The organism is Jeotgalibaca ciconiae, assembly GCF_003955755.1.
Taxonomy (GTDB): Bacteria; Bacillota; Bacilli; order Lactobacillales; family Aerococcaceae; genus Jeotgalibaca; species Jeotgalibaca ciconiae.
The window spans coordinates 2191793-2205490 of sequence record NZ_CP034465.1; the positions used below are offsets into that span (position 1 = coordinate 2191793).

Consider the following 13698-nt stretch of genomic DNA (forward strand, 5'->3'; position numbering starts at 1 on the left):
ATAAATCCCATTTTCCCATTTCCTAGACCAAACTCGAAAATAGAAATGTTTATCACTAAAAATGATAACGGTAACAAGCGAAAGTGTTTTGTACTTTAATCGTTTTCACGGTAAGCTAGGTATAACGATAATAATAATGAGGAGGGAGAAAATGGAACAACATCCATGGTGGCATAAAACAATTTTGTATCAAGTTTATCCAATGAGTTATCAAGATACGAATGCGGATGGTGTCGGGGATATTCCAGGAATAATTAAACGATTGGATTATATTCAAAGTCTAGGTGTGAACATGATTTGGTTGAATCCTATTTTTGCTTCGCCCAAAGTAGACAATGGCTACGATGTGGCAAATTATTTAGAGATTGATCCTCAATTTGGAACGATGAAAGATGTGGAGCAGCTGATTCATGAAGCACATATTCGCGGCATGAAAGTTATTTTTGATCTTATTTTAAATCATACATCTGATCAACATCCTTGGTTCCAAGAAGCGATTAAAGGCAAAAACAATCCGTATCGAGATTATTATATTTGGAAAGACGGCAAAGAGAATGGTCAAAAGCCCCCAAATAACTGGGAAGGATTTTTTCGCACATCGGTATGGGATAAAGAACCAAATGGCGATCAATATTTCTTTCATTTATTCGCAAAGGAAATGCCTGATTTGAATTGGGAGAATCCAGAAGTGCACAGAGCCTTAGAGGAAATCTGCTATTTCTGGTTAGGAAAAGGGATTGATGGATTCAGGGTAGATGCCTTTATTCATATTCAAAAAGAGGACGGTTTCCCAGACTTGGATTTACCTGAAGGAGAAATTGGACTTGCGGAAGAGTATTATGCGAACTTGCCGAAAGTAAATATGTATATGAAAATCTTTACATCACGTTTGCGGGAGCGTTATCCAAATATTTTCATTGTGGGAGAAGCAGCATCGGCGGATGTTCATTTGGCTAGAAAATACAGTGACCCAAATGAAGGTGGTTGTAATGCGGTAATTACTTTCCGTTATTTCCCGGTGGATGAAAACAGTAAAGACTGGCGCTTAAATGGAAACATGCAGAGTGCGCCGTTGCTGTTTGACAGGTTCAAGCAAACCATGCACACATGGCAAGATGAAATGGCAGATATTGGAGGCCCAACCCTTTACTGGAATAATCATGATATGGCTCGTGTTGTATCTCGGGTAGGTGATGATTACATTTACCGAGATAACAGTGCAAAGATGCTGGCAACTCTGATGTACTTACAAAAAGGCATACCCGTCATTTATAACGGTGAAGAAATTGGAATGAAGAATCTATACATTGATCATTTGGAAGACTTTAATTCGCCTGAAGCAAATGATTTTTATAAAAAGGCAATCGATTTTGGCTATACAAGAGAGTGGGCTTTGCATAATTTGCGAGAAACATCAAAGGATGCTGCTCGAGGAGCCATGCAGTGGGATGACAGCGAGTATGCGGGTTTTTCAAAAGTAAAGCCATGGAGCGGGGTGAATATTGAACCATCCTATACGGTAACTTCACAAGTATCGAATCCCAATAGTGTCTTGATTCATTATAAAAAAGTCTTGGATTTAAAACGGACCGACTTATTTATTTACGGCGACTATCGTTTGTTGGAAACGGAGGATTCTCTGTTTGTTTACGAACGTGAGTACCATAATAAGAAGGCAAAAGTGATTTGTAATGTTACAGATGAACCACAAATTTATCCATTAGAACCGGAACCGGAAAATGCTTACCGTCGAGTGATCTTGGAAAATGAAGGAATCAGAATTATTAAAAACCACGTAAAATTAAGCCCTTATGGAGCAGTTGTGCTTTTAACTGACTTTGAGGACTTTGACTAAGAATACCCACGAAGAAAGGAAGATCAGATGGCTGTCCAAACCGATATACACTTACGCAATCAAGTAATCTATAGTATTTACGTACGAAATCATACAAAAGAAGGTACTTTTGAAGGTCTTATTCCTGATTTAGCTCGAATAAAAGGTCTTGGGGTCGATATTATTTGGCTCATGCCGATTCATCCAATCGGCCAAGAAATGCGGAAAGGAAAAGCGGGAAGTCCCTATGCGATTCAAGATTACCGCGGAATCAATCCCGAATATGGCACGATGGAAACGTTCGAAAAACTTGTGGAAGAAGCAAGGAAGCTCGGAATGAAAGTGATAATAGATGTTGTTTACAATCATACTTCGCCTGATTCTGTCTTGGTGCATGAACATCCAGAATGGTTTTACCGCCGTCCCAATGGAGAAATGGGAAACAAAGTCGGCGAATGGTATGACATTGTGGATTTGGATTTCAATAATCGGGGACTATGGGATTATTTAATTGAAACGTTGAGAATGTGGGCATCCAAAGTAGACGGATTCCGATGTGATGTGGCTAGTCTTGTTCCAATTGCATTTTGGGAAGAAGCCAGAGAAGCCGTCTCTACAGTTAATCCTGATACCATTTGGCTAGCCGAATCTGTGCATACGTCATTTTTAAGACAACATCGTGATCGTAAAAACGTTGGACTTTCTGATAGCGAAGTTTACCGTGCATTTGATATTACTTACGACTATGATGTTCATCATTTCTTTGAACAATATATGTGGAAGGAGATTACGCTGAAGCATTACTTGGATATTTTGATGTTCCAAGATGGTATCTATCCTGAAAATTATGTGAAGTTGAGGTTCTTGGAAAATCATGACCAACCTCGTATTAGGAGTTATATTAAAGATACTGATGCCCTTGCAAACTGGACGGCTTTCTCCTACTTCCAAAAAGGAACTGCCTTATTGTTTGCAGGACAAGAAAAAGGGTTTGACCATTTGCCCGACTTATTTAATAAAGACGTGGTGAAATGGAATGAAGCTAATGTTGATTTAACACAATTGATCCAAAAACTTTATCGTTTCAAACAGGATGATGCAGTTCGTGAAGGTGCTTATGCCTTACAAGCGCCTGAGGGAATCGACGTTGTGATTGGCTCCTATATCCATAACGAAAAAACTATAGTAGGTATTTTTAACCTTGACGGTGGGACTCATGTTATTAAAGTGGATGTACCAGATGGTAGTTATAAAAATCTACTTCATGATGAAGAGTATGTTGTTCGTGATGGCGTTTTGTTGACGAGTGGAAAGCCAATTATCTTTGCTTATTTTCACGAGGCTCAGCTGAGCCAAGTTTAAAGAAAAAAACTCATTGTTATGATTCTGTTACCGATAACAACAAGTAAACGCTTGCAATAAAGGTGTAACAATTACATAATGGAGTTGTAATAAAAAACAAGTACATATATTTAAAGGAGGATGTCCAATGGTTTCGGATTGGAAAAAAACAAAATTAGGGTTGATTACAGCTTCAGCAGCATTTTTATTAGCTGCTTGTGGTGGAAGCGGAGATTCTACTGAAAGCGAAGCAGCAGCTGGAGGTGATACAGCTGACACAACACAGACAAGTGACGCAGCAGGAGATTTTTCTGGACAAACATTGAAAGTAACAGTGGGGGATGACTATACATCATTTGTTGAATCAATTATTCCATCTTTTGAAGAAGAGTATGGTGTCACAATTGAGTTAGCAGAGATCGATATGTTTGATAACTTAGAAGCATTGCCATTGGATGGCCCTGCAGGATTAGGTCCAGACGTTATGATTGCACCTTACGACCGTGTAGGTGGTTTGGGATTACAAGGTCACTTATTAGAAGTTGAATTGCCAGACGATGGTCGTTATGATTCAATGGATGAACTTCAAGTTACTGCTGATGCTACTTACTTTGGTTCACCATTCGTTATTGAAGCATTAGTAATGTACTACAACAAGGATTTAATTGACACTGCTCCTACGACGTTTGCAGAATTGGAAGCACTAACAGAAGATGAGCGCTTTGCATTTGCATCTGAAGCAGGTAAATCAACGGCCTTTTTAGCAAACTGGGTAGACTTCTATAACTCATATGGTTTACTAGCAGGGTTTGGTGGTTATGTGTTTGGTGAAGAAGGAACAAACATTACTGATGTCGGCTTGAATACACCAGAAGCCATTGAAGCGATTGAATACGCTCAAAAATGGTTCCAAGAAATTTGGCCACAAGGGATGTTAGATAAAACAACGTCAGGTAACTTCATTGATGATCAATTTATTAGTGGGAAAACTGCTGCGATTACTAACGGGCCATGGGGAGCTGCTAGCTACCGTGATGGTGGCGTGAACTATGGTGTTGCACCTGTTCCGACATTACCAAATGGTGAAGCATACGCACCATTCGCGGGTGGTAAGGCTTGGGTTATCTCTTCTTACTCAGAAGTAGGCGAATTAGCACAAGAGTGGTTGAACTATGTAACAAATGAAGAAAATATGATGGCATTGTTCACAGATTACACAAATGAAATTCCTGCTAACCAAGCAGCACGCAAACAAATTACTGATGCAGGTGATAATGAACTAGCTGTAGCCGTTATCGAACAATACAATACTGCTGTTCCAATGCCAAATATTCCAGAAATGGCAGAAGTTTGGACTGGTGCAGAAACAATGATGTTTGACGCGGGATCAAATAATAAGACAGCTGAAGAATCAGCAAATGATTCTGTAGAGATTATTAAACAAAATATTGAACAAAAATATTAAGATAATCTGCGGCTAAACTAAGTAACGCAACATTATCGGCAGAGACGGACATTCTGTCTCTGCCAATTTTATTGAAAAACAACTTTTATTTTTAGAGGAGGGGGAATTAAAGTGGCTGATAAAGAAAGCAAGAAAAAAACGGTTGTTTATACTGAGGAGCAAGAAAAAAATATAAAAAAAGCGACGTTTCTTTCACTTGTTCCAGGTCTCGGACAGCTTTACAATAAGCAAGTATTTAAAGCAATAGTCTTTTTTGCTATTTTAATTATTTTTATTATTGAAATGGTTGTATTTGGAGCAGGGGCTCTTGAAGGGTTAGTTACTCTTGGAACAGTCCCAAGGGAAGATCACTCCCTGTTTATGCTAATTGAAGGTTCCATGCAAATACTCATACTGCTAGTGTTTATTTTAATTTACGCCATTAATATTTATGATGCACGTCGCGTTGCGAAGATGCGGGCGCTAGAGTCTAAATCGGTTAATTACACAATGAAAAGTATTTTGTTAAATGCCTATAACAATGGATTCGCGTACATGCTTACAGTACCAGCTTATTTCGTCATGTTGTTTGCCATCCTATTCCCAGTATTAGTAACCATCTTCATTTCATTTACTAATTATGATTTCTATCATATTCCACCAGCTAATCTCGTGGATTGGGTAGGTTTTGAAACATTTGCAAGTATTTTCTCGTTGAGTACCTACCGCGATACCTTCTTTGATGTCTTTTCTTGGACGGTTATTTGGACTGTATCGGCTACAACCTTACAGTTAGTCATTGGTATTTTAACAGCGGTTGTATTAAACCAACCTTTTATTAAAGGGAAGCGGATTTTCGGGGTTATCTTACTATTGCCCTGGGCAGTTCCAGCCTTTATTACTATTATGTCCTTTTCTAATATGTTTAATGATAGTGTGGGGGCAATTAACTCTCAAGTTATCCCGTTTATTAACAATCTACCATTTGTCGATATTCCATCTATTGCTTGGAAAACAAATCCATTTTGGACAAAAATTGCCATCATTGCAATTCAAGGTTGGTTGGGATTCCCCTATATTTATGTATTAGTATCGGGTATTTTACAATCCATACCAGCTGACTGGTATGAGGCATCTGTTATTGATGGTGCTACGTCCGTTCAAAAATTCCGTTATATCACGCTACCGCAAATTTTTGCTGTGGCAGCACCTATTTTTGTAACACAGTATACGGGTAATTTTAATAACTTCTCCATGATCTACCTCTTTAACGAGGGGGGACCGGGTAGTGTAGGGTCAGGTGCAGGGTCAACTGATATTTTGATTTCTTGGATTTACAAGTTAACAACTGGCCAGTCACCACAGTTTAATATTGCATCTGCGGTAACATTGATCATTTCAGCTGTTGTAATTACGATTTCAATGCTTATCTTCAGCCGCACCCGCGCATTTGAAATGGAGGATTGATGGAAATGGCACAATTTAAACCAAAGAAAATTAGAACACAAAAGACTAGTCGTCGCCTCAATAAAGTATTTACCTATGCTTATCTTATTAGTTTAAGCATCATTATTATTTATCCACTTTTGATCACAGCAACTTCAGCATTCCGTGCAGGTAACATTCTAGCGTTCGACTTGAAATTAACAGGTCCATGGACATTGAATAACTTTAGACGGTTATTTCAAGAAACGTTATATCCACAGTGGTATATGAATACCTTAAAAGTTGCTATTACTACAATGGTTATTCAAGTAACAGCCATTACATTAGCTGGTTTTGCTTACAGTCGCTATCGTTTTATTGGACGAAAACAATCCTTGAAATTTTTCTTAATTGTTCAAATGGTACCGACAACTGCTGCTTTAACAGCCTTCTACGTTATGGCCCTATTAATTGGTGGTCTAGACCAACACTGGTTCTTGATTTTCGTTTATATCGGTGGTGGTATTCCAATGAATACCTGGTTGATGAAAGGATATTTTGATACGGTTCCCCTTGAATTGGATGAATCAGCTCGCTTAGACGGCGCGGGACATTTCCGTACATTCTGGCAGATTATTTTACCTTTAGTTAGACCGATGATTGCTGTTCAAGCACTGTGGGCATTTATGTCACCGTTTGGAGAGTACCTACTTGCTCGCTTCTTGCTTCGATCACCTGAAAACTATACCGTTGCTAATGGCTTGCAAACATTTATTAATAACCAAAGAGACCAACGTGTAGCTTTGTTCGCTGCGGGGGCAATCTTAATTGCTGTTCCAATCGCAACACTGTTCTTCTTCTTACAAAAGAACTTTGTTTCTGGTTTAACAGCAGGGGGAACAAAAGGTTAATCACTGGCTGCCGTCTTGCTTGAATTGCATGCTTCAACTAGAATAAAATGAATCAATTTAAAAAAGGATGGATGAACATGCAAAACAAATCATTTCCAATAAACTACTTTAATAGTGTTTTAACGCCTGTGAAGAATTTTATAGGAAGAAAACAACTCAGTTGGCCAAAGCTACTATTTGTTATTTTGTTTTTAAATGGGATTATGATGATTCCTATTGTTATAAACTTTACTCAAACTGAAGCCATTCAATTAAAATCCACTTTTCCAGCTATTTACGACTTAATTGATGAAGACGTCGTTGATAGTCTGAATCAAACCACTTCCGAAAAAGGGCAGGTCACTTTTACAGAGCCTTTTATCCTTGAAAAAGAAGCGGGAATCGTATTAGGTGGCGTAGACGAACAGGAAATTGAAGAGGCTTTAGAGATGACAAACGCTCTCGTGTTTGCAGAAGACCGATTCTATCTAAAAGAAGGGGACTTGCCAGTTAGCGAAATTACTTATACAGCTGATGTCCAGCTAAATGGCTGGCAGACAGTTGATGACTTGCAGGCGGAGATAAACCGCCAGTGGTTCCAATACAACCGAGTGTTTATTGTAGCGACCTATTCGTTCATGATAACGGGAATGCTACTAATGATGAATCTCTTATTAGTATTTGGAGCAGCCTTCTTTATCCGCTTAGCTGGACGCAGCGCGATGATAGAAATAAATACATACAAAGAAAGTGTTAATTTAATTTTGAATGCGATGGGGATTCCCGTTTTACTTGCTTTCCTATTAGGGTTAGTGATGCCAGATATTTCGATGATTATGAGTGTGCAAACATTTGGTCTAGTGGTTATGCTAGTGCTGATCTACTTCCGCACACAGTTTTCAGAGGACTATGTCGCAAAACGAAAACGAGAAGCAAGTAGTCATAGGGGTGGCGCCTAATAGGATGAACCTTGTCATCGCTTCGAAGTCAACATAGCTTGGAAGGAGTAGAAATTTCGATGAAACGATTATTTGATATTGATCCTTGGAAGTTAAAAACAACAACCTTACATAAAGAGGACAAACGATTGCAAGAGAGTTTAACAGCAATCGGAAATGGATACATGGGGCAGAGAGGAAACTTTGAGGAAGGCTATTCTGCAGATACACATGAAGGCACCTATTTAGCAGGTATCTGGTACCCAGATAAAACGCGTGTCGGCTGGTGGAAAATTGGTTATCCAGAATACTTTGGTAAAGTGATTAATGCTATGAACTTTATTAAGGTAGGTATTGAAGTCGATGGACATCCCGTAGATTTAGCGACAGATAACTTTAGTGACTTCTATCTCGAATCTGATATGAAAACAGGTGTTTTAAATCGCCATTACACATGGAAAAGTGCATCTGAGGAGATTGAAATCCGTTTTAACTTCAAACGTTTCTTGAGTATTGTGGACAAAGAGATTGCTGCTATTCAAATTTCTGCTGAAGTTTTAAAAGGAAATCCAGCAATCAAACTAACATCTGCTTTAGATAATAATGTACAAAATGAAGATGCCAACTATGAAGAAATGTTTTGGGAAGCTGTAGAAACGAGTGTTGAAAAACCAGCTTACTTAACAGCTAGAACAGTTCCAAATAATTTTGGTATCGATCGTTTTACTGTGACTGGCGCAATGGTTAACCAAGTAACGGCTGTTAATTATACCGTTAGTTCTTCGGAGTCGTTGCTGGTCGCAGAAGAATTTAGTGGGAAAGTTGCAGTTGGTGACACGGTAACATTAAATAAATATGTAGCGATTGTAACGAGTCGAGATGTTGGGGACTCAGAGCAGCGTGTACAGGCTCGCCAATTAGTAGAAGCTGCAGCTCATAAGGGGTTTGACCAACTCTTAGTTGAAAATACAGAAGCTTGGGCAACACGTTGGAATAAGGCAGACGTGAAAATTCAAGGTGATGATGAAGCACAACAAGGGTTGCGTTTTAACCTATATGGCTTATTCTCTACTTATTATGGTGAAGATAGCCGACTAAACGTTGGACCAAAAGGATTTACTGGTGAAAAATATGGTGGTGCAACCTATTGGGATACAGAGGCATTTATTTTACCGATGTATCTATCCGTTGCAGACCCAGAAATTTCTCGTAATTTGCTCGTTTATCGTCATAACCAACTAGACGGCGCTGTTCACAATGCTCAAATGCAAGGGTTGAAAGGCGCGCTTTATCCAATGGTTACCTTTACGGGTGTGGAATGTCACAACGAGTGGGAAATTACTTTTGAAGAAATTCACCGTAATGGGGCAATGGTCCATGCGATTTACAATTATACGAATTATACCGGCGATGAGTCATATGTTTTAAACGAAGGTGTGGATGTCCTTGTTGCGATTTCGCGTTTCTGGGCAGACCGTGTGCATTACTCTAAACGCAATGACCGCTATATGATTCATGGCGTAACCGGCCCTAACGAATACGAGAATAATATTAATAATAACTATCACACAAACCGCATGGCTACTTGGACGCTAGAATATACACTAGATACTTTAGCAAAACTATCTCATGAAAAAGCGGCAGAATTGGCCGTTTCTGATGAAGAACGTCAACAGTGGCAAGATATTATTGAAAAAATGTACTACCCATATGATGATGAGCTAGGTATTTTTGTTCAACATGATACTTTCTTAGATAAAGATTTGACACCGGTAGCAGAATTAGATCCAGAGAATCGCCCGTTAAATCAAAACTGGTCATGGGATAAAATTTTACGTTCGCCATACATTAAACAAGCCGATGTGCTTCAAAGTATTTATTTCTTAAATGATCGCTACACACAAGAAGAAAAACAAGCTAACTTTGATTTCTATGAACCGCTAACTGTTCACGAATCGTCATTGTCTCCAAGTATTCACGCAGTATTAGCTGCTGAATTAGGTATGGAAGATAAAGCAGTTGAGTTATATTCTCGTACAGCGCGTTTAGATTTAGATAACTATAACAATGATACAGAAGACGGTCTACATATTACATCAATGAGTGGTGCATGGTTAGCAATTGTTCAAGGCTTTGCTGGCATGCGTATTGTAGATGGTCGTCTATCATTCAAACCATTCTTACCAAAACAATGGGATAGCTATGACTTTAAGATTAACTTCCGTGATCGCTTGTTGGATGTTCATGTCGCAAAAGATGGCTTAAGTCTATCTTTAGAAGAGGGCGAGTCAATAGATGTTCTCTTATGGGACGATGTGGTTACTTTAAGTGATTCAATTAAACAACCATTAAAATAAAAATCAGCTTGGGAGAAGTCCCAAGCTGATTTTTAAAAAGATAAGTAGGAGGCATATCAGATGATTAAGGGTGTTGTTTTTGATTTAGACGGTGTTATTACAGATACCGCAGAATTTCACTATTTAGCTTGGAAAGAACTTGGTGAAAAAATTGGAATTCCTTTTGATAGAGCATTCAATGAAAATTTAAAAGGAATTAGTCGAATGGATTCTTTAGAACGCATTCTAGAATTAGGTAACAAGCAAAATCACTATTCACAGGAAGAAAAAGAAGCTCTTGCCCACGAAAAAAATGAGCAATATAAAGAGTTGATTAAGCAAATTACACCTTCAGATATTTTGCCGGGAATTTCGACATTCATAGAGGACTGTAAAAGTAAACAGTTGAAGCTAGCTCTAGCAAGCGCAAGTAAAAATGGACCTGCCATTTTGGAGAGTCTGGGTCTAAAAGAAGAATTTGGTACGATTGTTGATCCTGCATCGTTGGCAAAAGGGAAACCAGATCCAGAAATCTTTATCAAAGGTGCTGAACTATTAGGTTTGAAAGCTGAGGAATGCATTGGTGTAGAAGATGCTGAAGCAGGAATTGCTGCAGTTAATGCAGCCGGCATGTTCTCTGTAGGAGTAGGTAACGCTGAATCAATGAAGGCAGCAGATCTATTTGTGGAACATACTGCGGATTTAAACTTAGAAGCTATTTTACAAGCAGTTAATAATAAATAGAGAAAGATCGGAGACTAGCAAGTCTTCGATTTTTTATATAAATCCATAAAAAATAGACATTTCGCTTTACAAGAAAACGTTTTCATGTTAATATACAAGTGTAGAGAGGGATACAAATTACATTTCGTAAGAAACAAAAACAGTAAAGATGAGAGAAGTGTATGCAAATCTTTCTTTACGTAGAGTCGTAAAGCTTCCATTAATAGAAACGTCTTCTTTCTATATAATGTAAGAGATTTAAGTATAGAGATGAAAATCTAGAAAAAGTCAGTAGCAGGACAAGAAGAACGTTTAAATGAAAGAACAATTTCAGAAAAAGAGATTAGAGGTTCGTTTTTACTGAAGATGTTTCTTGGAACCTTACGATTCATGTATGGTATAGAACGCTGTCAGTTCTATATCAAAGAAAGTCTAATCAAATGAGAGGCGAGATGCCCGTTTGATGGTAAAAGACTTTCGCATTATACAACTTCATCTAGTGGCATTGTTCCTTTATAAACGGGAAAGCCGAAAAAGGATAATTAAAAATCGGATCCCCTAAAAGTGGAACATCAAACCGAAGTTAAATGAAAATTTACCAACGGATGTAGTGTTGGTACTTAGTTTAAGGAACTTTGTTTACTAAGATGAAGGGGGAAGGGCTACAATTGTAGCTCTTCCTTTTTCTTGAACTGTATTGTTTGACAGCGTTACCAGCTCTGTGCTATGATTATTTATGTCATCTTTTAAGACCTTTTAAAAAAATCTGTTGACACTTGTATAGGTAGATGCTATCATTTAGAAGTTGTCTGAAAGACCTGTCTACTTTTAAAAATGTTTTGACAAAGGTTTCTCAAAATGATAGGATATAAAAGTTGCTTCTCAAAAAGCAGCTTTAAAAACTTTTAAAAAAAGTTTTTAAAAACTGTTGACACATAATTAACACCGTGTTAATATATAGAAGTTGTCACGACACGAACTTAACGTAATGCGTGATAACGGATTTGATCTTTGAAAACTGAACAAAGAATGAACGAACCAAACGTGCAGGGCATCTTTTCGAAGATGCACACAATAAAGCCGGTACTTTGTACCGCAAACATTAAGTCAGCAAAAAAAGAGCTATTCAGCTTATCATGTCGGATTTCTGTACAAGAGTCCACATTTAACATGAGAGTTTGATCCTGGCTCAGGACGAACGCTGGCGGCGTGCCTAATACATGCAAGTCGTACGAACCGAAGGGGAGCTTGCTCCCTGGACGTTAGTGGCGAACGGGTGAGTAACACGTGGGTAACCTGCCCTTAAGCGGGGGATAACATCCGGAAACGGGTGCTAATACCGCATAGTTTCCCTCTCCACATGGAGGGGGAAGGAAAGACGGCCTTTGTGCTGTCGCTTAGGGATGGACCCGCGGCGTATTAGTTAGTTGGTAGGGTAACGGCCTACCAAGGCGATGATACGTAGCCGACCTGAGAGGGTGATCGGCCACATTGGGACTGAGACACGGCCCAAACTCCTACGGGAGGCAGCAGTAGGGAATCTTCCGCAATGGACGAAAGTCTGACGGAGCAACGCCGCGTGAGTGAAGAAGGTTTTCGGATCGTAAAACTCTGTTGTCGGAGAAGAACAAGCAGGAAAGGAACTGTTCCTGCCTTGACGGTACCCGACCAGAAAGCCACGGCTAACTACGTGCCAGCAGCCGCGGTAATACGTAGGTGGCAAGCGTTGTCCGGATTTATTGGGCGTAAAGCGAGCGCAGGCGGTTCCTTAAGTCTGATGTGAAAGCCCACGGCTCAACCGTGGAAGGTCATTGGAAACTGGGGAACTTGAATGCAGAAGAGGAGAGTGGAATTCCATGTGTAGCGGTGAAATGCGTAGATATATGGAGGAACACCAGTGGCGAAGGCGACTCTCTGGTCTGTAATTGACGCTGAGGCTCGAAAGCGTGGGGAGCAAACAGGATTAGATACCCTGGTAGTCCACGCCGTAAACGATGAGTGCTAAGTGTTGGAGGGGTTCCACCCTTCAGTGCTGCAGTTAACGCATTAAGCACTCCGCCTGGGGAGTACGGCCGCAAGGCTGAAACTCAAAGGAATTGACGGGGACCCGCACAAGCGGTGGAGCATGTGGTTTAATTCGAAGCAACGCGAAGAACCTTACCAGGTCTTGACATCCCTTGCCATTCCCAGAGATGGGAGGTTCCCTTCGGGGACAAGGTGACAGGTGGTGCATGGTTGTCGTCAGCTCGTGTCGTGAGATGTTGGGTTAAGTCCCGCAACGAGCGCAACCCTTATTGCTAGTTGCCAGCATTCAGTTGGGCACTCTAGTGAGACTGCCGGTGACAAACCGGAGGAAGGTGGGGATGACGTCAAATCATCATGCCCCTTATGACCTGGGCTACACACGTGCTACAATGGATGGTACAACGAGCAGCGAACCCGCGAGGGCAAGCGAATCTCTGAAAGCCATTCTCAGTTCGGATTGCAGGCTGCAACTCGCCTGCATGAAGCCGGAATCGCTAGTAATCGCGGATCAGCACGCCGCGGTGAATACGTTCCCGGGTCTTGTACACACCGCCCGTCACACCACGAGAGTTTGTAACACCCGAAGTCGGTGGGGTAACCCTTAGGGGAGCCAGCCGCCTAAGGTGGGATAGATGATTGGGGTGAAGTCGTAACAAGGTAGCCGTATCGGAAGGTGCGGCTGGATCACCTCCTTTCTAAGGAATTTAACGGAACCTGCCGAAGTTCATCATTCTTGTTCAGT

The 13698-nt window shown here is 40.1% G+C and carries 8 protein-coding genes and 1 rRNA gene; all 9 read left to right on the forward strand.

Translation table 11 applies throughout. The features are described from left to right. The first annotated feature begins 151 nt into the window (after window positions 1–151). The 9 genes from EJN90_RS10190 to EJN90_RS10230 all read left to right on the forward strand — a co-directional run bounded on the left by EJN90_RS10190 (window position 152) and on the right by EJN90_RS10230 (window position 13651). Window positions 152–1855, forward strand: a complete 1704-nt coding sequence (locus EJN90_RS10190; RefSeq protein WP_126110914.1) for a glycoside hydrolase family 13 protein — start codon at window positions 152–154, stop codon at window positions 1853–1855. Between the two features lie 27 nt (window positions 1856–1882). Then, the gene (locus tag EJN90_RS10195) at window positions 1883–3196 is read left to right on the forward strand and encodes an alpha-amylase family glycosyl hydrolase (RefSeq protein WP_126110916.1); all 1314 of its coding nucleotides are present in this window, start codon (window positions 1883–1885) and stop codon (window positions 3194–3196) included. 127 nt (window positions 3197–3323) lie between these two features. After that, complete coding sequence (locus tag EJN90_RS10200) at window positions 3324–4640, forward strand: extracellular solute-binding protein (protein WP_126110918.1); 1317 nt, start codon at window positions 3324–3326, stop codon at window positions 4638–4640. A 111-nt stretch (window positions 4641–4751) separates the two neighbouring features. Continuing rightward, window positions 4752–6086, forward strand: a complete 1335-nt coding sequence (locus EJN90_RS10205) for a carbohydrate ABC transporter permease (protein WP_126110920.1) — start codon at window positions 4752–4754, stop codon at window positions 6084–6086. A 5-nt stretch (window positions 6087–6091) separates the two neighbouring features. Continuing rightward, window positions 6092–6955 (forward strand): sugar ABC transporter permease, encoded by an 864-nt coding sequence (locus EJN90_RS10210; protein ID WP_126110922.1) that lies wholly within the window; start codon window positions 6092–6094, stop codon window positions 6953–6955. 77 nt (window positions 6956–7032) lie between these two features. Next, on the forward strand, window positions 7033–7893 hold the full coding sequence (locus tag EJN90_RS10215; RefSeq protein ID WP_164544066.1) for a DUF1189 family protein: 861 nt from the start codon (window positions 7033–7035) through the stop codon (window positions 7891–7893). Window positions 7894–7952: 59 nt separating this feature from the next. Then, window positions 7953–10229: a glycoside hydrolase family 65 protein gene (locus tag EJN90_RS10220; protein ID WP_126110926.1), complete on the forward strand. Its 2277-nt coding sequence runs from the start codon at window positions 7953–7955 to the stop codon at window positions 10227–10229. Between the two features lie 60 nt (window positions 10230–10289). Next, window positions 10290–10952, forward strand: a complete 663-nt coding sequence (gene pgmB, locus EJN90_RS10225; RefSeq protein ID WP_076766910.1) for a beta-phosphoglucomutase — start codon at window positions 10290–10292, stop codon at window positions 10950–10952. 1145 nt (window positions 10953–12097) lie between these two features. Further along, a 16S ribosomal RNA gene (locus tag EJN90_RS10230) occupies window positions 12098–13651 on the forward strand. Window positions 13652–13698 lie beyond the last annotated feature (47 nt).

Excerpts from the sequence above, each read along its gene's own strand:
- EJN90_RS10195 (WP_126110916.1), top strand. The coding sequence starts at position 1,883 with ATGGCTGTCCAAACCGATATACACTTACGCAATCAAGTAATCTATAGT.
- EJN90_RS10190 (WP_126110914.1), top strand. The coding sequence starts at position 152 with ATGGAACAACATCCATGGTGGCATAAAACAATTTTGTATCAAGTTTAT.
- EJN90_RS10210 (WP_126110922.1), top strand. The coding sequence starts at position 6,092 with ATGGCACAATTTAAACCAAAGAAAATTAGAACACAAAAGACTAGTCGT.
- EJN90_RS10215 (WP_164544066.1), top strand. The coding sequence starts at position 7,033 with ATGCAAAACAAATCATTTCCAATAAACTACTTTAATAGTGTTTTAACG.
- EJN90_RS10200 (WP_126110918.1), top strand. The coding sequence starts at position 3,324 with ATGGTTTCGGATTGGAAAAAAACAAAATTAGGGTTGATTACAGCTTCA.
- pgmB (WP_076766910.1), top strand. The coding sequence starts at position 10,290 with ATGATTAAGGGTGTTGTTTTTGATTTAGACGGTGTTATTACAGATACC.
- EJN90_RS10220 (WP_126110926.1), top strand. The coding sequence starts at position 7,953 with ATGAAACGATTATTTGATATTGATCCTTGGAAGTTAAAAACAACAACC.